The 24073-nt window shown below is 39.6% G+C and carries 22 protein-coding genes; all 22 read right to left on the bottom strand.

The window, feature by feature from the left end; all coding sequences use genetic code 11:
- Positions 1 to 732: an SGNH/GDSL hydrolase family protein gene (locus tag PSF86_RS02140; RefSeq protein WP_277898410.1), complete on the bottom strand. Its 732-nt coding sequence runs from the start codon at positions 730 to 732 to the stop codon at positions 1 to 3.
- Positions 732 to 2186, bottom strand: coding sequence for a carbon starvation CstA family protein (locus tag PSF86_RS02135; protein WP_277898409.1), 1455 nt, complete (start codon positions 2184 to 2186; stop codon positions 732 to 734). Before PSF86_RS02135 ends, PSF86_RS02140 begins: the two co-directional genes overlap by 1 nt.
- A gap of 8 nt (positions 2187 to 2194) precedes the next feature.
- On the bottom strand, positions 2195 to 3877 hold the full coding sequence (locus PSF86_RS02130) for an FAD-dependent oxidoreductase (protein WP_277898408.1): 1683 nt from the start codon (positions 3875 to 3877) through the stop codon (positions 2195 to 2197).
- Between the two features lie 34 nt (positions 3878 to 3911).
- Entirely contained in the window at positions 3912 to 5513 is a 1602-nt protein-coding gene (locus tag PSF86_RS02125; RefSeq protein WP_277898407.1) for a sulfatase family protein, read from the bottom strand.
- A 65-nt stretch (positions 5514 to 5578) separates the two neighbouring features.
- Complete coding sequence (locus tag PSF86_RS02120; RefSeq protein ID WP_277898406.1) at positions 5579 to 7057, bottom strand: RagB/SusD family nutrient uptake outer membrane protein; 1479 nt, start codon at positions 7055 to 7057, stop codon at positions 5579 to 5581.
- A 23-nt stretch (positions 7058 to 7080) separates the two neighbouring features.
- Positions 7081 to 10398, bottom strand: coding sequence for a TonB-dependent receptor (locus PSF86_RS02115; RefSeq protein WP_277898405.1), 3318 nt, complete (start codon positions 10396 to 10398; stop codon positions 7081 to 7083).
- Between the two features lie 170 nt (positions 10399 to 10568).
- On the bottom strand, positions 10569 to 11714 hold the full coding sequence (locus tag PSF86_RS02110; protein WP_277898404.1) for a FecR family protein: 1146 nt from the start codon (positions 11712 to 11714) through the stop codon (positions 10569 to 10571).
- 70 nt (positions 11715 to 11784) lie between these two features.
- Positions 11785 to 12345 (bottom strand): RNA polymerase sigma-70 factor, encoded by a 561-nt coding sequence (locus tag PSF86_RS02105; protein ID WP_277898403.1) that lies wholly within the window; start codon positions 12343 to 12345, stop codon positions 11785 to 11787.
- A gap of 307 nt (positions 12346 to 12652) precedes the next feature.
- Positions 12653 to 13525, bottom strand: a complete 873-nt coding sequence (locus PSF86_RS02100; protein ID WP_277898402.1) for a sugar phosphate isomerase/epimerase family protein — start codon at positions 13523 to 13525, stop codon at positions 12653 to 12655.
- A 125-nt stretch (positions 13526 to 13650) separates the two neighbouring features.
- Positions 13651 to 14058, bottom strand: a complete 408-nt coding sequence (gene arr, locus PSF86_RS17825; RefSeq protein WP_407933307.1) for an NAD(+)--rifampin ADP-ribosyltransferase — start codon at positions 14056 to 14058, stop codon at positions 13651 to 13653.
- A 492-nt stretch (positions 14059 to 14550) separates the two neighbouring features.
- On the bottom strand, positions 14551 to 15777 hold the full coding sequence (locus tag PSF86_RS02090) for an alpha/beta hydrolase-fold protein (RefSeq protein ID WP_277898400.1): 1227 nt from the start codon (positions 15775 to 15777) through the stop codon (positions 14551 to 14553).
- A 71-nt stretch (positions 15778 to 15848) separates the two neighbouring features.
- Positions 15849 to 16277 (bottom strand): VOC family protein, encoded by a 429-nt coding sequence (locus PSF86_RS02085; protein ID WP_277898399.1) that lies wholly within the window; start codon positions 16275 to 16277, stop codon positions 15849 to 15851.
- A 166-nt stretch (positions 16278 to 16443) separates the two neighbouring features.
- Positions 16444 to 16803, bottom strand: a complete 360-nt coding sequence (locus tag PSF86_RS02080; RefSeq protein ID WP_277898398.1) for an iron chaperone — start codon at positions 16801 to 16803, stop codon at positions 16444 to 16446.
- The gene (locus PSF86_RS02075; protein ID WP_277898397.1) at positions 16796 to 17212 is read right to left on the bottom strand and encodes a DoxX family protein; all 417 of its coding nucleotides are present in this window, start codon (positions 17210 to 17212) and stop codon (positions 16796 to 16798) included. Before PSF86_RS02075 ends, PSF86_RS02080 begins: the two co-directional genes overlap by 8 nt.
- A 134-nt stretch (positions 17213 to 17346) precedes the next feature.
- The gene (locus tag PSF86_RS02070) at positions 17347 to 17796 is read right to left on the bottom strand and encodes an SRPBCC family protein (RefSeq protein WP_277898396.1); all 450 of its coding nucleotides are present in this window, start codon (positions 17794 to 17796) and stop codon (positions 17347 to 17349) included.
- 144 nt (positions 17797 to 17940) lie between these two features.
- Positions 17941 to 18429: a hypothetical protein gene (locus PSF86_RS02065; RefSeq protein ID WP_277898395.1), complete on the bottom strand. Its 489-nt coding sequence runs from the start codon at positions 18427 to 18429 to the stop codon at positions 17941 to 17943.
- A gap of 44 nt (positions 18430 to 18473) precedes the next feature.
- On the bottom strand, positions 18474 to 18950 hold the full coding sequence (locus PSF86_RS02060; protein WP_277898394.1) for an anthrone oxygenase family protein: 477 nt from the start codon (positions 18948 to 18950) through the stop codon (positions 18474 to 18476).
- A gap of 118 nt (positions 18951 to 19068) precedes the next feature.
- Positions 19069 to 19665, bottom strand: a complete 597-nt coding sequence (locus tag PSF86_RS02055; RefSeq protein ID WP_277898393.1) for a dihydrofolate reductase family protein — start codon at positions 19663 to 19665, stop codon at positions 19069 to 19071.
- Between the two features lie 69 nt (positions 19666 to 19734).
- Positions 19735 to 20025, bottom strand: a complete 291-nt coding sequence (locus tag PSF86_RS02050; RefSeq protein ID WP_277898392.1) for an RNA polymerase alpha subunit C-terminal domain-containing protein — start codon at positions 20023 to 20025, stop codon at positions 19735 to 19737.
- Between the two features lie 307 nt (positions 20026 to 20332).
- Positions 20333 to 21337: a GRP family sugar transporter gene (locus PSF86_RS02045; protein ID WP_277898391.1), complete on the bottom strand. Its 1005-nt coding sequence runs from the start codon at positions 21335 to 21337 to the stop codon at positions 20333 to 20335.
- Between the two features lie 25 nt (positions 21338 to 21362).
- Positions 21363 to 22307 carry a ribokinase gene (gene rbsK, locus PSF86_RS02040; protein WP_277898390.1) on the bottom strand — a complete coding sequence of 315 codons (945 nt, stop codon included), beginning with the start codon at positions 22305 to 22307 and terminating at the stop codon, positions 21363 to 21365.
- Positions 22308 to 22391: 84 nt separating this feature from the next.
- Complete coding sequence (locus PSF86_RS02035) at positions 22392 to 24008, bottom strand: ADP-ribosylglycohydrolase family protein (protein WP_277898389.1); 1617 nt, start codon at positions 24006 to 24008, stop codon at positions 22392 to 22394.
- Positions 24009 to 24073: the final 65 nt, after the last annotated feature.

Genomic DNA, 24073 nt, shown 5'->3' with positions numbered 1-24073 from the left:
TTAGTGCAGCAGCCTTGACAAAAAAGCCGGGTACGTCTCGCCATTGGTTGACCCTTCACCTTTGAGCCCTTTCCCATAGGTAATGGAATCGCCCAAACAATATATACTGCACCCGGACCGGCATAGTCCATTGTCTTGTATATAACCGGCTATCAACCTGGCTATCAACCTGGCTCCTTCGGCTGTCGGGTGCACACCATCCCTTTGACCCGTATTAATGGGATTCTGGATAAAAATATCCCGATTGTGATCGGGGATTTTTTTGTTTTTAAACTCTTTGAAAACATCCACAAATCCCGTTTTAAGGGCCGCACTTACTTGTCTTGCTTTTTCTCTAACAGAATCGAGCTTCACATTTGGTGATTGCAAAAAATCCTTTTTGTCATGTCTTTCAAATAAATAAATGCTGTCTATAGGCGGTGGGCTTGCCAAAATAACTTTTGACCCTTTTCTTTGAAAATATGCTACCAAAAGCTTTAAATTATGTTCATAATCATGATAGGTCAACATTTTACCGGTATTCAGCATATCGTTTGTTCCTACCATAATTATTGCAATATCAGGTATTGGCAAAGGAAATCCGGTCCGTATACGGTTTAGTAATTCTTCGGAATTATTTCCAGGAATCCCGGCATTAATCACTTTTACCTGCCGGGAATTACTGGAACACGCTACAACTAAAAAACTACTGATTGCTAACAGGTATTTTCTAACGCCTACCCTTTTTGACATTATTTCCATATGTTTATGGCTTTTAAAATATTTCCCTGTTTGTTGTTGACATAATTTTGAAACAACAGTATAACCAACAACGTTAAAAAGGCTCCACCTATATAGGCATAGATATTGGGCAACTCAAAACCTTCAGGGGCTATTAAGATATATGTGGCACTGACCATGGTCATAAAAACGGCAGGGACATAGGTCACCCAAGCCAATTTCTGTTCCCTGATAAGGTAGGCCGTAATGGTCCAAAGTACCACCACCGCCAATGTTTGGTTACTCCATGCAAAATAACGCCATAGTATATCGAATTCTATTTGGGTAAGCACAAAAGCCGTTATAAATAAAGGAATGCTTATATAAAGTCTTTTACTGACTTTCTTTTGATCCAACTTAAAAATATCTGCCAGAATCAACCTACAGGACCTAAAGGCTGTATCACCAGAGGTAATGGGGGCAGCTACGATACCTATTAGTGCCAATACCCCGCCAATTCCCCCCAACATATTCAAGGAAATTTCATTAGCCGCCCAAGCAGTATTGTGGCCATGGGTTTCCATAGCTATGTTCAATCCTCTAACATCGCCAAAATAAGCCATCGATACGGCCGCCCAAACCAAGGCAACGACACCTTCGGTAATCATTGCACCAGAGAAAACAAATTTTCCATTTCTCTCGCTTTTGATACAACGGGCCATTAAAGGGGATTGGGTGGCATGGAAACCTGAAATCGCACCGCAGGCAATTGTTACAAATAATATCGGAAACATTGGGGTTTGTTCCGGATAACTTGTCATATTGTGCAAATTTCCCCATTTAATTTCGGGAACATGGTACTCTCCGGTAAGGAGCACCAAGATCAAGCCAATGGTCATTACAAACATCGCAATACCAAATATTGGATATAACTTACTGATAAGCTTATCTATCGGCAACAATGTAGAGAAAAAATAATAACAGAGAATAATAAACACCCATATCCAGAAATTCAGGATATGGCTACTCATTCCATCGATAATTTTAGCAGGCCCCATCATAAAAACAGTCCCTACAAATAATAAAAGGATGATGGTAAAGAACCGCATTAAATGTTTGGACCAAGAACCTAAATAAATTCCGGAAATCTCACTAATGCTCAATCCATTATGCCTAACGGACAGCATCCCGGAGAAATAATCATGAGCCGCGCCTGCAAAAATACTCCCCAGTACAATCCACAAGAAGGCCGATGGTCCAAACATGGCACCTGCAATAGCGCCAAAAATAGGCCCAAGCCCTGCAATATTAAGAAACTGTATCATAAAAATCTTCCAAGTAGGGAGGGGAATGAAATCCACGCCGTCTTTTAAATGGTAAGCCGGCGTGGTCCGGTTCCTATCGATGCCGAACACTTTTTCCAAAAAAGTGGCATATAAAAAATAACCTAGGATTAATGCCGCGATGGATATCAAAAATGAAATCATAGCCTGTTTTAATGTTTTTCCAACTCGAGGCGTTGCCCATCTTTGAGCAACTGTGCTTTCAAATCTGCGTAGGCTATATCCTGAACAGCTTTGCTTGTTTCAATAGCCATCACCGCTAGTGTTGCTGCACTTTGCCCTAGGATCATAAATACCGGTTCCATACGGATAGAACCAAAGGCGATATGAGAGCTCGACACCGCTACCGGCACAATCAAATTAGTGCATGCACCTTTCTTGGGGAGTATGGTACCCAGATCAATTTTATAGGGTTCGTGGGGATGCACACCGATATCCCCTTCATTTTGCACAAACCCATCTTTGGTAATGTACCGTTGTACATTATGAGAATCCATTGTATAAGACCCCATACCGATAGATTTTTCAACTTTCTTTTTACCCAAGATCTCGTTCTCTGTCATTACGAACTGCCCTAACATCCTACGGGCCTCCCTTACATATATCTGATAGGGCCAATTTCCATTGTCCTGAAATTCATCCTTTGCATATCCCCATTTTTTAAATTCTTCTCGGACTTTCCCCGGAATACGGGGATCTGTAGCTATAAAATACATAAGCCCCTGTTGGTATTCCCGATGCTCCTTTACAATTTCCTTACGACGCTTATAACCCGCTTCCGGATAATCATAGCTCATCCCGATATAATCGGTATTGAAAGGACCGTGATTATTGGTGTCGGTTTTTAAATTCGGTATTGGGTCAAATTTTTGAAAGGTCTGATCCCAGCCTTTTGCATACACCCTTGCCAAAAGTTCATAGCGTTCTGGATTATAATTGGCAGGTTTTTTAAAAGGAACCTTGTTTTCGTCCAATTGCGTAAGGCACATTCTAAAATTATATGCCTGTACTTTGTCATCGGCCTCCCCGTAATTTCCGGGCCCTTCTTTCGAGACCCCCATTACCAAACCGCTATTGGGATCTCCCGGCACCTTATATGGGCTGACATGCAGATCCCCAAAATTATGGGGGTGCTGAAAAACATTGGTTTGTACCCCGTTCCATCGTTCCCCATAGGTTGTATTGGATTCCCTTCCCACAGTGTAAGGTATTCCTGCCAATGCCATAAGATCGCCTTCATAGGTAGCATCGATAAAAACAGTCCCTGAATATCTTTGACCATCTGTAGTCGTAATACTTTGAATGTTCCCGTCTTTTATAACAATACCACTTTCCCTATTTAAATAAGCATCGCGAACAACCGGGATATTGTACTCTGAAACAAAATCTTCAAATACCTGCTCGGCCACATGAGGCTCAAATATCCACATAGTCCTATTGGCACCGTCAATGGCCGGTGTTCCCTGTCCTACATTTCCATAATCCTTCCTGGTCTGCCATTTCCATGCGCTATCTTTTGCATAGTAATTATATATGCGCTGGTAAAACTCCCTTGAGAGCCCACCTATAACTTCTTTATTTCCGGTATCTGTATAGCCCAATCCGGAAGAAGACAATCCGCCCAGATGTTTATCGGGCGAGATCACTATGACCGATTTTCCCATTTTCTTTACTTGGACTGCGGTTGTAATAGCCGCAGAGGTCCCGCCGTAAACAATAACATCGGCTGTTTGTGGGGACCCAATTCCTGTTTTGTCTTCCATTTGTTTCGACCTACAACTGGTAGTTACCAGTAAAAATATTGCCAATACTCTTATGTACTTTTTTGTGTTCATATTTTATTTTTTTCAGTTATCCTATACTAGATTTTCAATTTGTTTTTACAGTTGTGGATTGCCCCTGTAATATTTGCTCTAACTCTTTTTTCATCTGCTCTAACCGTTCGGGATATACAGTTGCCAGGTTATGATTTTCAGAAGGATCTTCTTCGAGGTTGTACAATTCATCATAAGTCCCTCCTTCTTTTAATGGCATTTCAATATATTTCCATTTTTCATTACGCAACCCATAAATATTGTTTCCCGATTGAACTACTATGGATTTACGACTCTTTGTTCCTTTCCCGTAAAACACAGGCAATAAGTTCATTCCATCTGTAGTTACGCCCCCTTTTAATATATATCCAGTAAGCGGTGCTAGGGTTGCCATAACATCGTTCATGCCAAAAAGCGCTGCTGTTGTTAGCCCTTTAGGGAAATGCCCCGGCCAACGTACAATTAAAGGGCTTCTTACGCCACCTTCCCAGGCTGTGCTCTTAATACCGCGAAGCGCCCCATTAGGGCTATGTACTTTTTCTGATAAAGAAGAACTGGCAGGTGCCTTATAAATGCCCATGGTGTCACGAAAATGCCCTGGCAGTTTATTGGCTGCATTTGAGGCGTTCATCCCTTGATAGGTAGTTCTAAATGCCGAACCGTTGTCACTGGCAAAGAGTACGACAGTGTTATCAGACAATTTCAAACTGTCCAATGTATGGAGCAATTCGCCAATATAGAAATCAAGTTCATGAACATAGTCCCCATATGCCCCGGCCGGGGTTCTTCCTAAAAAAGACTTACTAACAGCTAAAGGAACATGGGGAACATAGGGCGCGTAATACAAAAAAAACGGCTTTCCCTTTTTGGAAGCTTTTTCTTTTAGAAAGTTTTGTGAGGCCTTTGTAATCATGGGAAGATAACTATCCATGGGAATTTGTTTTATTTTTCCTGCTTGTGGATGCTTTTCTACCGTATAATAATCGTGCTGCATAGCACCTATAATGGTTTTATCTTTCAAAACCCAGCATTCACTGGCACAACTAAAGCCCAACCATTGCTCAAAACCATGATCTATAGGCCCGTCATGGACAGCGCCCGTTAAATCAATATTAGCGCCATTATCCGGGTCGTAAAATTTACCATGTCCTATTGGTTTTTTTCCGTCGGTTGTGGGAAAAGAAGCCCCTAGGTGCCATTTACCAAAACCGGCAGTGGTATATCCCGAGGCCTTAAACATGGCCGGCAGGGTTAACTGTCCTGGTGCCATCATGGACCGCTCATAATTGCGCATGACCCCGGAAACATTCCAGCTCCTCCATGGGTAAGTACCGGTCATCAGGGCATAACGACTAGGAGAACAAACAGCTATGGGACAATAGGCATTGACAAACTTAACACCTTGTAAGGCCAAGGTATCCAAATTTGGTGTAGGTACCAAAGATTGTTCATTATAGGCCCCTAAGTCTCCATATCCCAAATCATCTGCCAATATTATCAATACATTTGGTTTTGAGCTGATATCCGATTCGATGGACTTTTCGTCAGGAATGCCCGTACATCCCAACATAAAATAAAACCCAATATATAGGGACATCTGTTTTAACAGAAAATTCCATGAGCAGGTATTTTCCCTTTTTCGATATAATGTTTTCATTATTAAATCCTTTTAAAAGGGGATCAAATAAAAATTATTCAATTCCCCCTATTACATAATATAACTCAATACCCCGGATTTTGATCACTGGGACTTAATGCGGGATTGTTATTAATTTCATCCACGGGCAATGGGAACAACAAGCTTGTATCGTTCCATGCCTTTCCCGTTGCTTCAATTGCCTGTTGTGCCCTCCCGGTCCTCAAGAGATCGTTCCAACGCTTCATTTCCAAATTTAATTCATAAGCCCGCTCTTTTAAGACCACATCCTTGAAAGCAGTAGCGCTCATCCCCTCAGGATAATCCTCAGCGGACGGACTATTGAGCGGCAACCCATATCCCCTTCTCCGTACAATATTCAACCGTTCGGTGGCCAGAGCATCGGGCCCTCCGGCTTCTTCGCTAGATGCCTCCGCATAAATGAGGTACATTTCCGCCAAACGGTAAAAAGGCACATTATTCCTCCCCTGAAAACCATTGGTAGCACCAGGATCCCTATATTTATTAAAAAGCATCGGGGAGTCATCCGGAAGAGGCTGTACAACCCCATTTACATCGGTATATTCGGTATAGATACTAAATTGACGCCTCAGATCGGCCGTATCCCAACTGGTACCGATTACTGAATTTTCAGCGGGAAGCCATGCATGATAACCCCCGACCGAATACCCGGTATTGGCCCTGTGAATATATAAGGCTATGGCATTTCCGTTAGTGGCTGTTTGGTGTGCCGAGAAAATATCTTCGGCATGCGTTACGACATCGGGGCCATAGATTTTCATAAAATCGTTGGCCTGTCCTACCTCTACCAGTGTGTATGGACCGTTATCTATAATATCATTGGCCATTTCCTTCGCATTGGCCCAATCTTCAGTATTTAAATAGGCATCGGCCAAAGCTGCCTTTGCCGCCCATACCGTAGCACGCCCGCTCTCTGATTCGGGAAATGAATCCGCCAAATCCGGAAGCGCTTCCGTTAAATCATTAATTACCAAGTCCCATATTTCCTGTGCAGAAGCCCTTGGGGCGGCTATTTGATCCAGTGAGGTAAATTCCTCCAAACGAATGGGCACTCCCCCCCAGTACTTAACAAGGTTCATGTAAAAAAAAGCCCTTAGGAACTTGGCTTCAGCAATATATTGTGCTTTTACAGGGGCACTCATAGCTTCGATACCCGGTAAATTACCGATAACTGCATTGGCCCGGTTAATCCCTAAATACAGGTCGTTATAGGCATTAAAGACCCTGCTTTGGGTCGTATTGTCCAAAGGAACGTCGTATTTACTGATCCCGGCCTGGCTCCCCCTTCCATTAGAATAATCCGCCCTGTTCTCCAGAAGAGCCATATAATAGATGGTAGGATAATCCCCGGCTGAACTAAAAGTACCGTAAACGGCCGTTAAAGCGGCAAAAGCATCTGCTTCGTTTTGATAAAAATTTTCTTTGACAAGAAGGCTCTCGGGAGATTCCTCCAATGCCCCTTCGCACTGAACAAGCGATCTGCTGACCGTTGCAATGATCAGAAGTATGAATAGTTTTTTCATGTCTTCGTTGTTTATATATTTTGTTATAGTTTGATATTTAATCCCAAGGTAAAAGTCTTGGCATTCGGATAGGGCGTTTGTGCAATCCCTATTCTTAGGTCCCCGGTGGAAGCCCGCGTATTAACATCAGGGTCCAGGCCCGGAAAATCTGAAATGGTGAATAGGTTTTGTCCACTGATATATAATTGCAAGGCCGAAATGCCAACATCCAATTTATCCACTGGTAAATCATATGCCAATTTCACATTTTTAAGCCTGATATATGAAGCATCCTCCACAAAACGGTCCGATGTACGCAATTGGGACCTATTTTCACTGGGGGCCGGATAAGCAGCATCGGTATTATCGGGTGTCCAATAATCCTTATATACATCTACCAGTTGGTTACCGCCGGTGCTAAATGAATTGGCTATATAGCCCCCGGTTGCCCAGAACAATTCGTTCCCTTGCGATCCTTCAAGGAATATATTTAAACTAACATCTTTATAAGCCAATGTACTGTTCAGCCCAAATACAAAATCGGGATATGGATTTCCCAAAATAGTCTGGTCGTCGTTATTGATAACGCCATCTTCATTTAAGTCTTTGTATTTAATGACTCCCTGATCGTCGTATCCATCCTCAAGAAATCCATAAAACATCCCCAAGGGTTCTCCCTCCCTGGCGATATTTACCGAAGAACTAAAGGGAATGTCCAAAGGCGCCCCCAAAATATCCTGGCCAATGGTAATAACTTCGTTCCGGTTATAAGACAATTGCCCGGAAACGTCCCAGGTAAAATCATTTTTCCCAAAAATGGCCCCGAGGCTAAACTCCATCCCGGTGTTCTGTATTTCCCCCAGATTGGTAATCTGAGAGGTGAAACCAGTAGAACCGGGCAATGGGATAATGGCGAGTAAGTTTTTGGTGTTCTTTTTATAATAATCTACCGTAAATCTGTATTTATTGTTTAAAAAGGCCATATCCAAACCTATTCCCAATTGTGTCGTTGTCTCCCATTTTAAGTTCGGATTTGGTGCCGAAACACTGGCATAACCAATAGCATCGGATTTCCCAAAGGTAGCCCTTACCTGCCCAAGGGTGTTTAAAGACTGGTAAGAATTGATTGCAGTACTCCCGGTTTGCCCATACCCTATTCTCAATTTCATATCAGAAAGGCTTTCCCAATCCTTAAGGAAATTTTCATTACTGAGCCGCCATGCAAAGGCCCCGGAAGAGAATACCCCCCATTTATTATTTTCTCCAAATCGGGAAGAACCATCGGCACGGATACTGGCCGTAAAAAGGTATTTATTATCCAGGTTATAATTTATACGCCCCAACCATGAAAGTAATTTCCAATCCGTCACAGAAGACTCATTAGGATTGGTGTTTTCTGCTCCTCCCAATGCATTATTTTCTAAAATATCGTTTGGAAAACCCGTGGCACTTGAACGGTTATACCTCCTTTTAAAAGTTTGATAGGTAAAACCTGCAATTGCTGACAATTTATCGTCTTCACCTATATTTTTATCATAAGAAAGTATATTTTCATTTAGGTAAGATACATCTCTGGTAATATCGGTAGCGGCATTACCCTGAGGGGACGTTTTCACTAAAATGGACGGCGAATAGTAATTCCGTTCCCTAAATTCCTGCTCGGTACCACCTTGGATTTTTAATTTTAGGTTTTCGTTAAAACTTAGTTCCAATGCCATATTGGCCAACATTTTAGAAGAAAGTACTTGATTTTTCACCTCATTGTACAATAATGGGTTGTTTATGGACACAGGACTAAAAGGATAGCTATCGACAGGGCTATAGCCCCCTGCTTCATCATAAGGGGGCACCATTGGCGGGGCCTGTAATGCGGCAGACCAAATATTGCTTCCGCTATTGCCGTTGTTGACATTTGCATCGTCGATTTGTAACCGTGTTACCACGGTGTTGGCATTTATGCGCGCCCAATCGTTCACTTTTTGATCTAAAGTAAGCCTGGCCGATCCCCGTTTCTGTCCCGTTCCTATGATGATACCTTCGTTTTCAAAATAATTTGCAGAGGCAGAATAGGAAGACGACTCACTTCCTCCGGAAAAAGTAATAGTATGGCTCTGAATGGCCGCTTCCCTAAAAATTATATCTTGCCAATCCGTTTCAACGGTTGGTAAATTGTTCAGGTCGAACGGCGCCGAGATTCCTTCATTCGCCGCTGCCGCATTCGCAACTTGGGCAAATTCCCTGTTATTGAGCAGCTCATAGGTATCAATAACGGTCTGTATCCCGTAATAACTTTGAACATTAATATTACCCCGTCGTCCCTTGCTCCCACCCTTGGTGGTAATCATCACTACGCCATTGGCGCCCCTGGAGCCATAAATAGCCGTTGCAGAAGCGTCTTTTAGGATATTAATGCTCTCGATATCGGTAGGGTTCAAAAAATCAATCCCGCCGGTAATCGGGAACCCGTCAACTACGTACAGAGGATTGTTGTTCCCTAAATAGGAATTTCCTCCGCGTACCTGTACCTGCACTCCCGAGCCGGGCTGTCCGGAATTCTGTACTACTCTGACACCGGCCGATCTTCCCTTTAATGCCTGTTGAACATCGGTTGTAGGAAAGGCGTTAATCGTTTCAGAGTCAACAGTTGAAACCGCCCCCGTTAAATCACTCTTACTAACGGACCCGTAGCCTACAACAACCACCTCCTCAAGACCTTGGGAACTTGCCAAAAGGGAGACTTCCATAGTGGTCTGAGTTCCTACGGTCATTTCACGGGTTTCAAATCCCACGTAACTAAATACCAATATAGATGCTGGCCCCGATACCGTTATTGAATAATTTCCGTCAAAATCGGTCACCACCCCATTTGAGGTACCCTTTTCAATAATACTTGCACCGGGAAGTGGCTGTCCCTGTTCATCGACAACGGTGCCCTTAACGGACTGCTGCATATTGTTAACCTGAACCTGCTTTAGCAGCGAACCCTTATGAACGGCAGGCTTTCTTGGTTTTAAGACTATTTGATTATCCATTATATAAAAATCGATCTGCATGCCCTTAAAAAGCCTAGGCAGCACCTTTCTCAAGGGCAGCTTATCTGCATGTACCGATACCAAATGGGAATAATTAATTTCATCGTCTTTATAAATAAACCGGTAATCGGTTTGATTTTCAATACTGGTCAGTACTTTATCCAAGCTTACTTGTTCGAGCTGTAATGATATTTTATCCTTCTGCCCATAAGTTAAATTAGCGTTTGCCTGGATGAGAATAAAGAAAAACAGTATGGCGGAAAGTTTCATTTTTAAGCTATAACTTAAAACTAAGGGAATTTCTTCCCTTATATTAGGTAGTTTTTTCATACTTTTATAAATCTGTTTGTGGTTAATAAAATTTAATCACTTCTAAATCGGGAAATGTTGCCGCATTTTCCGATTTTCTTTTATAGAAGTAACTATCGTTGTGAGTGTTTTTTGATCTTTTTAAAGTTAGTTTGTATCCATTGTATTTTTATTTAAAGGTTAATTGATATTTATTTATTAATGATAAATTTTCCTCCTTCCATACGATATTGTATTCCATAGTGCTTCTTAAAGGTCTTCAATACTTCATAAATCGACTGTGTACCGTCAAAAGTGGCAGTAAACTTTTGATTCCCCAAGGAATCGGAAGGCTTTTCAATCGTTACATTGTATTGGCGCTCCAGCTTTTTCAAAATATTTTTAAGGGCCATATGTCTATAAACCATTTGACCGTCCATCCAAGAAGTATATATGGACACATCGGCCTGTTCAACTTGTATATCATGTTGCTTTTTATCCCATATTGCCTTATGTCCCGGTGTTAGGTATGTTTTTTTGGAAGTATCGTAACTATCGTTACTATTATACAAGCTTACCTCGCCTTCTACCAGAACTGTTTGCACAGAACTATCTTCTTCATAAGAGGACACATTGAACTTAGTTCCCAAAACCCGAACATTCAGATTGTTAGAGGATACTATAAATGGATGTTTAGAATCCTTGGCTACTTCAAAAAAAGCCTCCCCCTGTAAATATACCTCCCTGTTCCCCTTATTGGAAAATTGAGTCGGGTACCTCATGGAGGTCCCTGAATTTAAATATACCTTGGATCCGTCTGATAATGTTATATTAAAACGTTTCCCATAAGGGACTTTAAGGGTATTATAGTTTACCTGATCAGTACCGACGGCTGTTTCCTTCTTCGTATAAACCAGTTCGTTTTCTTGTTGTACCCCAATTACCTCACCCTGTTTATTTCTAAGAATTTCTTTATTATTTTCCGTTACTACCCTTGTACTGCCATCTTCCATCTCAAGCACTATTGCATTATCAGGTGCGGTCATATTGACATCGCCGCCCTTCATCAGTAAAAACAGCGTACCAAGACCAATTAATACAATAAAGACCGCAGCATACCTAAACAAAGGCTTAAGAGATGGAACTGGTTGTTTAGTTGCCATAGTTTTAAAACTCGTCAACCTAGCTTCGACATCGATATTGCCCTGGGTTACATCAAATGTCCCCAATACATACTTTGCCTTTATCAAATGATATTTTTTGCGGTGCCCTTCAGAGGCATTGATCCAGTTTTCCACCTGCTCCGACTCGAGTGTATTGGTCTCCCCCTTAACGTATTTCCATATTAAATCGTCCATGCCATTCTATGCCTTAGTATTATATAGACGATTCAAAAGTTAAGATTACCTAAAAAAGAATTCTAAAAAATTAAAAAAGAAAGGATATAAAGTCCCTTAAATGAAATTTCATATGTTTAAGGGCATTCGCTATATGGTTATCTACGGTCCTTGGGGAAATATTTAAAACGGTTGCAATTTCATTTCTTTTCAACCCTTCAACCCTACTTTTCAAGAACACTTGCCTACATTTTTCCGGAAGAAGCTCTATGCTTTGATCTATTTTACTTTTAAGTTCATTTTCAATAAGTAGCGAAGCTGCCTGATCGTTGATGAACTCCTGTTGCATGGTTTGATGTTGTCTGGAATACCCTATTTTAATTTTCTGGTGCTTTACAAGATCCAGACAACCATTTTTTGTTAGCGTATAAAGATAATTGTTCAGGTTTGCTATTTTGTCAATTTGTTTCCGACGTTCCCATAACTTTAAAAAGGTGTTCTGCACGATCTCTTCGGCATCTTCCTTACAATTCAAATATCCCAGAGCAATATGGAGCAATTTATCATAGTACAATCGGAAAACATGATCAAATAAACTGTCGTTATCACTATCTGCTGAAGTTTTATGTATGTTTAGATTTGCTTTTTCCAATGCAACAACCTTTTATTTTTATATAAATCGCAATAAATTTATACAAAAAATATGTTTCTATGAAAAAACCTCTTATAATAATACCATATTACCATTATAAATTACATGATCATGTTCACAAAATATAAAAAAACCATCCCTATAAATTTCCAGGGGTAAAAAGTTAGGGACATTAAGTGTTTCAGATATGTTTGTTTTATAAAAAAGGCTATCCCATCATATATGGAATAACCTCTTTGGCTATATTATTTTTTCACAAGTATTGAAGTAAAACAATCAACCCGTCTTTATGAAACATAAAAGTTCTTTACAGTTGAAGTTCCTTCATATAAGTTGCATCATATGCCAGGCTTTCCAGCGACGTTTTTGGATATTCCTCCTGTTCTACAATAAAATACCTGATATTACTTTCCAAGGCTGCTTTGAGCGTTTTTTTAATATCAACATTCCCTTGGCCCAGATCATTTTGATGAGGCTTACCGTTTATTATTGTGTAATCTTTTATATGACATAATTCATATCGGTTCCCATATTTTTGCAAATGTAATGCTGTATCCACACCTGCTACATCGATCCAGCAGAGGTCTAATTCGAACATAACAAACTCGGGGTCCGTGTTTTCAATTAAATAGTCTTGGGGCAGCTCCCCCTCCAGTGGTTTGAATGAGTAATCGTGGTTATGGTACCCGAATTTCAGTCCGCTTTCATTTACCTGTTCACCAACTTTATTCAATTGTTCGGCAATCCTTTTCCAATCATCCCAAGTTTTCTGTGCACCTATATATGGGCACAATAAATACTTTAGGCCTGCTTCTTGGGCCATTTCAATATTTTTTTTCAACTTATCCGGTTTGTTGGCAACTTCCATATAATTAAAATGGGTGCTTACCATATTTACCCCTATATCATTTAAAAATGATCGCATCTCTTTTGGTGAAAGCCCCCACAAAAATCCTTCCGGACCGCTATAGCTCTCAAATTGCCTGTATCCCATTTTTGCCAATTGCCTCATAACCATTTTGGGATCCTTTGGCAAAACATCCCGAACGCTATACAATTGTACCCCGAACGGATTGATTGATCTGCTGTTTAAAACATGTGCCATTAAATTGGTATGGCTTAAGGCCATGGCACCGGCCGTAAGCAGGCCTGTCTGCTTAACAAAATTCCTTCTGTTCATAAGAAAATTTTAAATTTTAATGCATCTTAAGATTATAAAGATACTAATAGCTTGCTTATAAATAAGTACCAATTATAAAAAAGATGGCTCAACTATAAATAAATATCAAAAAAATCGTTCGGAGATTAATTGATGATATCTCGCTTAGAATTAGCCAATTTTTTTTGCCAGTTTTGAAGTTCCTCAGGGGTTTGTTTTACCCAATTAGTTACTTCGCCAACAATTTTAAGTGGGTCCGTAGAGCGATATGACCGCGTTGGATTGCCGGGAAATTTTTTATCCGTAACGTTCGGGTCGTTTTCAAAACTGCCGGTCGGTTCAACAGTATAAACCCGTTCACGTCCGGCGCCTTTTGCCAATGCGGCTGCAAGTCCTGCACCGTTAACCAGGGCCGTAAAGTAAATGTGATTCATTTTAAGGTCTGGCTTGTAGTTGGAACTCCCTCCAGCCATTAATAGATCTCCTGTTTGCAAAGCTGCTTTTGTTCCATGATAAAAAGGGCCTTTGTCGATAGGGTTATTTTTATATGAAATAGCTAATTCGTAGTTCTTTTTTGCATTATCGGGATCTTTTAAATCTTCGTAGCATTTGGCTATATTTATATAAAGCGCTGGAAAAGCACTCTGAACAGATGCATTATTTATTTTTAAGGCGAATTGTAAGGCCGTTTCGAGCCACTTCAAGTTATCGGAACTATTTTTTTGATACCGGGACATATAATGAGCGGCAAGAAATTTTTCAAAATCATTTGTTGCTTCATTCCAAGCTTGAAGAAATAAGCTGTATGCTTCTTCAGTTTTGCCTTTTCCTTCCATTTCCATGGCCTGGATGCAAAGTTTAACAATAGGGTTGTTTGGGTTAAATTCCATCTTCTGCTTCTTTTTCCTGTTCTATTACTGGATTGTTAATTGTGTAACCAGCCTATTTCAAAATCCGTTCCGCTTTTAAAATAGTTTGATTTTTAGTATAAAGCACGGGCTTGCATGCATTTTTTCTATAACCGATAAGGCTTGGAGTATTTCATTTTAATTAATTTTTTTGTCCTTAGCAACCGTAAGGCCTTTTTGCATTTGTTCTTCAAATTTTGAGTTGGGATACCTGGTTAGTCCGGCATTGAAATATTTAATGGCATTTTCATAATCATTATGTTTTAAGTAAAACTGGCCAAGACGATTTTGCCAATATGCTGAAGCATATCTTTGGGTGGCTAAAACATCTTCAAATTTGGTCATGAAAAAATTGAAGTATTCGAAATTGTTCCTTTTCCATGCCAACCAGATGAGCATATTTTTTGTATCATTATCTATTTGATCATCAAAGTCAAATCGTTTTGCCCGTTTTTTAAAATAGGCAGTCAAATAATCCATTCCGCCTAAGTCGACGTACTCCTGTATACTTTTAAAAACCGGTGAGTTATAATTATAATAATAGTATTTCAATCCTTTATAGATTGCCAAATGTGCCAGGGATTCATGCACCTCATCATTAAATAAATCATATTTCCAAATAAGACGCTCGGGGCTGGCCTCTTTCAATATTTCATGAAATGCTTCCGTTGAATCGATATAATATATATCTTTTTTGGAGTTAGCCATAAATAGATAAACATCTTTCTTTGAAGCAAACCCATTGACTTGGTCTTCAGTAGCATATCCGCCATCAGAAATAATGGCTCCATCAAAAACATTCCCCTTTTCCAAAATTAATCCGCTTATGTAATATGCAGCATCTTCCCACCCAAAAATGACACGTTCTTCATTTATCCTATAATTGGACTCTATGTAATAAATGACTTCATTCATTAAAAAATCAGTAAATTTTTCGCTTTCAGTTCCAAACAGCTTTCTTCTTAATGGATTACTAGTATTGATGCCTACTACAATCATTTCCGGAATAGCACGGGGGCTATTATGAAAGGCTTTTTGAATTGCCACACCGCTTAAAAAATACCATTGTCCGTCCAGGATATAAAGCACGGGATATTTTTGTTTTGAGCCTGAATATCCATCAGGCGTATAAATCTGAATTACCCTATCTTCTTTTAATATGGAAGACTTAATTACATGATTAACCCCAATGTTGATATGGGTACCGCTTTCTTGCGCTAAAGATAATGTATCAAAAAAAAGACAACTAACAAAAGCAAATAACAATCTCATAATTAAGTTCTTATACTGATATTCTACAACGTTTTGTGTAGGGTGCGGTGTATATCTTGAAGGATGTTTCATGTTCCAAGATACATAATCCATTTTAAAAAGCATAGGTTTGAGACAATCTAATGGAATGAACTATGGGCTAGATAACCGGCCATGGGCAAAATTCATATATTGCCCAGCTCTTCTGCCAAGCCAATAAGAAGCCCTTCTGGACCACGGATATAGCAAAGCTTATAGGAGTCCTGATACTGGACAACTTCTCCTACAAGTTCTGCCCCCAACTTATAGAGCCTTTCGAGCGTATTATCTATATTTTGCACGGTAAACATAGCCCGTAAATAACCCAAAGCGTTTACAGGGGCTGTCCTCTGGTCTGATTCAATTGGCGGGGTAAGAAATCGTGAAAGTTCAAGTCTACTATGGCCGTCGGGAGTAACCATCATGGCAATCTCCACTCGTTGATCGCCCAATCCGGTAACTCGCCCCGCCCATTCTCCTTCAATTGTGGCCCGCCCTTCCAATTTTAGACCCATTTCGGTAAAAAAAGTGATGGCATCCTCGAGAGATTCTACCACGATGCCTACGTTATCCATTCTTAATAATTTACTTTTTACCATAGAATTGGTGTAATTAATTAGTAAATATGCTTAAAACCTTCCTTCGTTTTTCATTTGTAAACTAAAGTTAATACTTTATGCTGATGGTTTTATTTTTTTCATTAAACCCAAATGAAGAAAAAGATGATCTTTGAACAGTGGCCTAAATCTCGGTCTTTCTAAATCTCAAAATTCTTTCTATTAAATCGAGCGGTAATTCCATATTATGTGGAAATTGTATTGCAGATTTTGATACTTTCATTCCTTTTAAATCTGCTTCAAATTTCTTTAAAATAGCCTCCGACCATGGACTGGAAAGCGTTAAATGATTTTTAAATGCGCAATAATAAATTAAATAATACTTGTCGTCTATCTTAAAGGCGGGTATTTGATAACTTATCACTTCTTTGGCCTCGGGTGCAACTTTATGCACCAATTCCCGGATGCGCTGCATTCTTTTAAGAACATCTCCAGTGAATGTGCTGTGGTATTCATCAATTGTTTGGTAGTTAGTTTTAGCCATTGTTTTGAATTTTTTGGTTTTGATAATAAGATACTGAAAGTATTACCCCAATTACAACAGGCATTAAAATATAACCGATGTTTTTGTCTACCACTAGATGGCTAATGACCGCAAAAACTAGATTAAACGTCAGTCCTGCGTATGCCCATTCCCTAAGCTTTATGGGCAGTTTTGGCAACATTAAGGCAGTTGCCCCTATAATTTTGCAAACAATTAGTGAATAGGCAAAATAATCGGGATAGCCCAATGGTTTGGTACCAGCGTTAAAATATTCATGGGCAAACAAGAGCGTGCCCAATGGCATTAATCCTTCCCATAAAAATATAATGCTTGTAGCTATCCAAAAGACTATTTTATTTTTTGTATGAATGCTTTTATTATTCTTGTTTTCTATCACCTGAGTTTTCATTGTTTTCCTTGTTTTAATTGTTTCATGTTACTTTTGCTTAATAATTTGCCCAATACTCGAACTATCTTTCCTACCTAACCGTATTGGATTTGGATGTATTATTTAATGAAGTATGATTATTCATCATCCCCGCTCTATGCGTCTGGTATTTCTGGTTCTACTAATTTTTTCAATTTCTCCAGTGATTCCTGCCAGCCTAAATAACACATCTCCACTGGAATGGCATCGGGAATACCTTCTTGTGTAATGTGCAGTTCTGTTCCGCATAAAACTTTTGATAGCCGCACGGTAGTGATCATTTCCCCTGGTAAATTGGGGTCATCAAACCTATCCGTATATTTAATCAGTGTTGCTTCTTTTATTTCTATAAATTCTCCCCCAAATGAATGTCCATTACCAGTTGAAAAATTTGTAAAAGACATTTTATAGCTGCCCTTCTCCTTGAATTCCATTTGGTGGACCTTACAGACAAAACCATAAGGAGGAAGCCATGATGCATAGGCATCTTCATTGGAAAATGCACGAAAAACTTTCGCTGGCGAAGTGGCCAGAATACGGTGTAATGTTACAGTGTTTTTTGACATGATTGTTTAATTTTTAAATTCGACTTGTTTTATATTCCAAAATTAAGACGGATTCATGGAATTAAAGGGTTGCGATTACGCACAATAAAAGGGTCAATTGCGTCATCTTAAACCAAATAGGTCAACTTTTTAGTAACATTGGCTTTAACCCTTTGGAAATTTGTTTTTTGTTATAAAGGAAAGTGGCAGCCCTATGGCCAATATAAGTATTAAGGCTCCGGTTATGGCGCGGGCAATATTAAACGGACCTGGGGTGATTAATGATAAAGGTATAATTATAAGGTCCATTACCGACCAAATAATAAGTCCGTATGCCATGCCCGTTAAAATTCTGTGTTGTGACAGAAATGGAACTTTTTTATATCCCCACATAAAAATCACGGTCCATACAAAGGCAATTCCATAGTGAAAGAACAACCCGATAACTACATAATATAAAGCTCCCGATAAAGCTTTCGTGCCTAAGGCGCCACTTGCAATATAACCGAGCATTTTTATGGGGTCTCCACCATAATACAGCGTTAATAAAACAGCCGCCAAAATATCCAGTGTTCCCATCAAGAATGAAAGCATTAGCAGATTATTGGTATGGAATCCTTTATAAGGTTTTCTTATATCATTCAAATTTCTCATATGAAAAATTAAACGCTTTAAAAAGAACCCACTAGCTGTTGAATTTAAACAGGCCTTTTATTACATAAAACCGAGCCTACACATAGCACAACAAATGAAAAAATTGAGGTTACGGTACGCAGTCCATGATACCATGCCCACTTTTCACGAATGGATTCCCAATTATTGAGAATATTGTTCACTGTCCAAGTCTTAATTTCATCATCAATAGGAACTTCAACCAATAAAGTTATCAATAAAGTAGTTATCATTAACAACAGCGAACCAAAAAACAAATAAAAATCCTTGCCCTTTGTAGGGTATTTCATGCCAGTTAGAACAATTAACCATAAAATGGTCAGCGGCATTAGTATTTTCATGGGATTGGCAACATTCGCAATTATGACCTTGCCAATATGTATAAATTCTGCTGCTGAAAATTGGTCTATAGAGCGGGTCAATGTAAACCATGTACCCCAGAAAACACCGGTAACCAACATTGACAATATTAGGTTTATAGCTATAACTATGTTAAACTTCATAGGTTCTTTATTTAAGTTTATATTAATAAAAACCAACAATCTTTAAAATATAAGATTCTGCCCTTTTTATGGTTATATAGTAATTCCCAATATGGCAGCTGAAAAATTTTACTTATTTTCAGACCTTCACACTACCGGTACCAACTTTACCGGCACGCTCATATTTAGCTATAAATACTCCTTTTGAAGTAATGGTGCTTTCTGTTAATGCAAATGCGGCTGGCACGGTTCCATCGCCATACAGTTTCTTCCCCGTACCCAATGTCAATGGAAAAATTTTAAGCCAAAGTTCGTCCACCAAGTCATTCTTAAGTAATAGCTGAACGAGTTTGCTACTACCCCAAACCTGAATATCCGGTCCATGCGAGTTTTTAAGTTTTTTAATAGCTGCTATACTTTTTATAAAATCGGTATTTTTCCAATGTGAGTCTCCTCTGGTATTGGATAAAACATATTTTGTACCCTCATTGATACCTGGCCAAAAATCGCTATGTTCAGGCCAGTACCCCTCCCAAATCTCAAATGTTTTTCTGCCCAGTAAATAATCGGCCCTTTGTTCCAGTTCCTCTTGCAATATTTTTTTGTAGGTTTCATCGCCATAGGTCGCAACCCAGCCACCATATTCAAAACCACCCGACGTATCTTCTCCAGGCCCGCCCGGAGCTTGCATGACCCCATCCATTGTAATCATGGATATAACAGTTATTTTTCTCATCTTAAAATCTTTTTAATCCAATTTTATTTTTGATATGCCATATGCTCAATCCATTGTAGCTAAAAATTGCTATCCTTCTGCACCTTTAAATGACAGGCCTTGTTCTTTCATGGCATTTTTCAATATCGGGATAGAACTTTTCCCCAACCCGTGAAAACTGAGTATCTCTTTTTCTGAATGATTTGCAAGCTCTTCCAAAGTGGCAATATTGTTATTCTCTAATGCCCTTCTCGCCGGGGCTGAAAGAAGTGAAAGAAACCCATCTTTAGGTTTTCTTTCAGCCTCGCAAATTGGACAAGTGGGGCAATCTGAGCTTTTATAAAATTTATGTCCCTTATCGCATGTCTTTAATATTTTCATTTTAGATGCCTCTTTTCTTTAGTTGAATTTAATGCCTATCCAAAGATAAAAGTAAATATTGGTAACTTAGAGGTGTGAAAACGACTAACAAAAGGGTTGATTCTGCCACCTCCTGTCCTATGGAGTGAAAAAAAACGATCATTGCCTAAAAAAAACCTTGGGACTCGGGAGACTATTTGGCTAGTACATCCTACTATATGGAAGGCTTCAACATATTGCAAAACAAAAGAGGCCGCCTTCTATAAAGGCCGCCTCTTTAACATAAAGCTAACTAATACAACTCTAAAAAATCAAATGAATTTTTAGTTTATATTTCTTTTGAATAAATAATCAATCCTATTCCGATTACGAAAAAGGTAAACATTAATATCAATAACCAGTTTTTAGATTTCGGGAGCCCTTTTAATTCTTTCCATATAAAAACCCCCCATAATGCCGCTACCATGGTAGCCCCCTGCCCAAGACCATAGGCAATGGCAGGACCAGCTTGTTCCGAAGCGATAATATTAAAAGACATCCCCAGCCCCCATATAGCGCCCCCAAGGATTCCTATGATATGAAGCTTTGTCGATCCTTGTACAAAGTAATCTTTATACGTAACAGGGGTTCCAGAAATGGGGCGGTACATATTTATGGTATTAAAAGCAAAGTTCGATAAGAATAGTCCAACGGAAAATATAACCAAAGCACTATAAGGAGTAAGCTTTCCGGCCTCAGGAGTTACAAAATCCATGGACATGGAAAGTGCAACATATTTATAAAAGAATCCCATGGCAATCCCTGCCAACAAAGAGATAATAATTCCTTTTCTGGAATCACTTTTGACTTTTTCCAAAATCTGCCTGTAGGCCATGGCATCCAAAACAATTGCAAAGACCACAAAAAGCACTCCTGAAGAGAGTAGCCATGGGTTTCCTTCCGGATTATCTATATAATTAGTGACGACTCCCAGGACAAGCGCCAGGCCAATTCCTATCGGAAAGGCAATGGCCATTCCCGCAATATCAATGGCGATGACCAAGAGTAAATTAGCCAGGTTAAAAATAACCCCTCCTAAAAGTGCATAAAAAATATAGCGCCCATCGGCTTGTTGCAAGTCCGGAATAAAACTTCTTCCCTGATCTCCCATCGAACCCATTGTAAATGCAATTGCCACTGTCATTAAAAATACCCCTAAAGCATAATCCCAATAAAAAAGCTGAAATGGCCATTCTTTGCTGGAAAGTTTTTGGGTATTCCCCCAGGAACCCCAACACAACATGGTGATAAAACAAAAAACGATGGCTGCCAGATAATTATCTACTATATACATAATGGTTTATATTTTAGGTTTATTTTTATAAATCAGCCTTGACCTTAATTCTTAAGGTGTTGCTTTTTAAAAACTCCAACACTTCTTTTTCCGTTGGGATGGAAGGTTGTGCCCCCATCTTAGTCACCGATATGGCAGATGCTGCCGTCGCAAACTCAAGGGCATTCTCCCATGAGCTTCCTTTGGAGAGTTCTGCTGCTATGGCACCGCAAAAAACATCTCCGGCTGCAGTACTATCCACCGCATTTACCGAAAAGGCAGGTACGGATATTACGGTTCGGCCATCCTTAAAAATACTTCCCTTTTTTCCCAAGGTCAATATAACTGTTTTTGCACCCATGGCCCTCAGTCTATCAATCATTTCATCTTGTTCTAATTTTCCGGATTTTTCACCGGAAATAATTCTGGCCTCTGTTTCATTGACCACGAGAATATCGGTCATCTTTATAATCTCTGCATCAATTCTTTGCGCAGGAGCTGGATTAAAAAATATTTTCGTTTTGTTTCGAGAGGCTATTTCACAAACTCTCTTTACGGTCTCATAGGGAATTTCAAGTTGTAAGACGACCATATATGCCTCGGCTATAACCTTTTGTATCTTATCGATATAGGTGCTGGAAAGCATTTTATTGGCTCCTGAATTTATGACAATACTATTTTCACCTTTCCCATCGACCCATATCATAGCCGTGCCCGAGGGGATTTCATCCGTAACCAAAGATAAAGACACATCCAGCTGTGCCCGTTTATAATACTTCATAGTACTCTTTCCGTTTGAATCTTTTCCCAAAGAGGTTACAAACTGTACATTTCCTCCCAGTTTATGTGCTGCCAGGGCCTGATTGGCCCCTTTTCCTCCCATGGTCTGAAAAAAGGATTCTCCTTCTATGGTCTCACCGGGGATTGGAAAGTGCTCCATTTTCGATATTAAATCAGTATTGGAGCTTCCAATTACTACTATTTTACTCATCAATAATTCTTAATAATTTGACTTCATTTAAATTTTTCCAAGCATTTTTCATAAAGAAAACGGCCTTGTACAAGCACGGTTCCCTTAATTATGATTTGTGTTTTTTTGGCCTGAAAAAGCCACATACTCATTGATGGTTATCTTTCCTTGCTCCATAGGGTTCAACCACTTTAATTTAATTACATGGTCCCCTTTTGGCAGTTCCATGTTCCAATAAAGTTCTGCGGATCGCTTTTTGTAATCAACCGGAAGTTTCATCACCTTATCCACCTTTCCGTCCAGATTGACCTCCAGTTCATAGATATAATTTTCAAAAGGTTCACTGCTTCCGGAAAAGCTTAATCCGGCAATCCCGCCTTTTATAACGATTCCCGTACCGCTAAATTCGATACTATGCTCTTTATTGTCATTAATCGTAAAGAGTGAACCCCGTGATCTCTTTAGGTTTCCTGTAGGTTCAATATTGGGGTAAGCAACTTCTAAGGGAAGCGTTTTAGGGGATTGACAAATTATTTGTATCTCGTCATTACCAATTTTACCATTATTTCTTTCAATAACCTCCAGGGCATGTTTATAACTAAGTTCGTAAACATCGTTCAACGAAATCGTTGTATATTTAAAATCCCTGTCCTCTACCTTCTTTAGTCCCTTTAACCATTTATCCGGTATATGGTCATATCCGACCATGGTCCCTAAAATCCCGGCAACGGTCGAAGGATTACAATCGGCATCCTGGCCTGCCCTGGTAGCTATCTCCATAGATTTTGCAATATCCCCCTTGCCGTACAAGAGTCCCAATAGAACATAAGCTGAATTCACGGTGGCATCAATATTAAAAGGTGAAAAAATACCATCGGGGCAGTGCAGGTCCTGGGCCCATTTACTCCTTTCTATTTCAAACCAGGAACGCTTCCAATCATCAGGAAATTTTTCATGAAATCCGATAACGTCCTGCATTGCACGGTAATACTTGCTTTCGGAAGGTATTTTCTTTAAGGCTTCGGTCACAATGAAGTTCACATCGTCCGAAACAAATGCAAGGGTATACATACTGGCCACATATACCCCGGCATAATAACCGTCACCGTAGTTCATAAGGTGTCCTACCCTGTCACAAATATCGGAAGCGGCATTAGGAAGCCCAGGTGACATCAGACCTGCAAAATCAGCTTCTATCTGAAAATCGATATCATCAGCATGCATACTGTTCTTCCAATGTCCTGAAGCAGGGGCCTCTATACCGTTCATAATATTATAGCGTGCTGCCTGATTGGCATGCCATAACGGGTACTCAGCGTATGCGAATGCCTTTGCAAAGTCACTAATGGGTGCATCCAACCCTTTTTTTTCAAGCACATCGACAAAGGTAAGATCCATATAAATATCATCGTACAGCCCCGGCTCGTTATCATAAAACCAGCTGATTAAATCATCATTCCATTCGAGTTGGACATAATCCTGTATCATTGTTCCGTTAAATCGAAATTCAGCAGGCCCCCCATAGGTTACCCCGATTGTCTGACCGGCCCATCCACCCTTTATTTTATTCTTCAGCTCTTGTTTGGTCAGTGTGATTTCTTTGGGCATCGAAACGGAAGGCAGTTCTTGTGCTTTCGAACTTTCATTGCCACAACTCAACATCAATAAGCTTATAGCGATTATTGAGTATATTCTGCTATTGGTCTTTTTTATAGTTTTCATATTATATCTTTGAAGTTTATAATCGGTTTATAAAAATTTTACTTTTTTATAATTATAGTTTTTTA

It is taken from the genome of Galbibacter pacificus, from assembly GCF_029603165.1.
GTDB lineage: Bacteria > Bacteroidota > Bacteroidia > Flavobacteriales > Flavobacteriaceae > Galbibacter > Galbibacter pacificus.
This window is presented reverse-complemented; position numbering and strand designations above follow the sequence as displayed.

Excerpts from the sequence above, each read along its gene's own strand:
- PSF86_RS02140 (WP_277898410.1), bottom strand. The coding sequence starts at position 732 with ATGTCAAAAAGGGTAGGCGTTAGAAAATACCTGTTAGCAATCAGTAGT.
- PSF86_RS02135 (WP_277898409.1), bottom strand. The coding sequence starts at position 2,186 with ATGATTTCATTTTTGATATCCATCGCGGCATTAATCCTAGGTTATTTT.
- PSF86_RS02130 (WP_277898408.1), bottom strand. The coding sequence starts at position 3,877 with ATGAACACAAAAAAGTACATAAGAGTATTGGCAATATTTTTACTGGTA.
- PSF86_RS02125 (WP_277898407.1), bottom strand. The coding sequence starts at position 5,513 with ATGAAAACATTATATCGAAAAAGGGAAAATACCTGCTCATGGAATTTT.
- PSF86_RS02120 (WP_277898406.1), bottom strand. The coding sequence starts at position 7,057 with ATGAAAAAACTATTCATACTTCTGATCATTGCAACGGTCAGCAGATCG.
- PSF86_RS02115 (WP_277898405.1), bottom strand. The coding sequence starts at position 10,398 with ATGAAAAAACTACCTAATATAAGGGAAGAAATTCCCTTAGTTTTAAGT.
- PSF86_RS02110 (WP_277898404.1), bottom strand. The coding sequence starts at position 11,714 with ATGGACGATTTAATATGGAAATACGTTAAGGGGGAGACCAATACACTC.
- PSF86_RS02100 (WP_277898402.1), bottom strand. The coding sequence starts at position 13,525 with ATGAACAGAAGGAATTTTGTTAAGCAGACAGGCCTGCTTACGGCCGGT.
- PSF86_RS02090 (WP_277898400.1), bottom strand. The coding sequence starts at position 15,777 with ATGGATTATGTATCTTGGAACATGAAACATCCTTCAAGATATACACCG.
- PSF86_RS02085 (WP_277898399.1), bottom strand. The coding sequence starts at position 16,277 with ATGGATAACGTAGGCATCGTGGTAGAATCTCTCGAGGATGCCATCACT.
- PSF86_RS02080 (WP_277898398.1), bottom strand. The coding sequence starts at position 16,803 with ATGGCTAAAACTAACTACCAAACAATTGATGAATACCACAGCACATTC.
- PSF86_RS02075 (WP_277898397.1), bottom strand. The coding sequence starts at position 17,212 with ATGAAAACTCAGGTGATAGAAAACAAGAATAATAAAAGCATTCATACA.
- PSF86_RS02070 (WP_277898396.1), bottom strand. The coding sequence starts at position 17,796 with ATGTCAAAAAACACTGTAACATTACACCGTATTCTGGCCACTTCGCCA.
- PSF86_RS02065 (WP_277898395.1), bottom strand. The coding sequence starts at position 18,429 with ATGAGAAATTTGAATGATATAAGAAAACCTTATAAAGGATTCCATACC.
- PSF86_RS02060 (WP_277898394.1), bottom strand. The coding sequence starts at position 18,950 with ATGAAGTTTAACATAGTTATAGCTATAAACCTAATATTGTCAATGTTG.
- PSF86_RS02055 (WP_277898393.1), bottom strand. The coding sequence starts at position 19,665 with ATGAGAAAAATAACTGTTATATCCATGATTACAATGGATGGGGTCATG.
- PSF86_RS02050 (WP_277898392.1), bottom strand. The coding sequence starts at position 20,025 with ATGAAAATATTAAAGACATGCGATAAGGGACATAAATTTTATAAAAGC.
- PSF86_RS02045 (WP_277898391.1), bottom strand. The coding sequence starts at position 21,337 with ATGTATATAGTAGATAATTATCTGGCAGCCATCGTTTTTTGTTTTATC.
- rbsK (WP_277898390.1), bottom strand. The coding sequence starts at position 22,307 with ATGAGTAAAATAGTAGTAATTGGAAGCTCCAATACTGATTTAATATCG.
- PSF86_RS02035 (WP_277898389.1), bottom strand. The coding sequence starts at position 24,008 with ATGAAAACTATAAAAAAGACCAATAGCAGAATATACTCAATAATCGCT.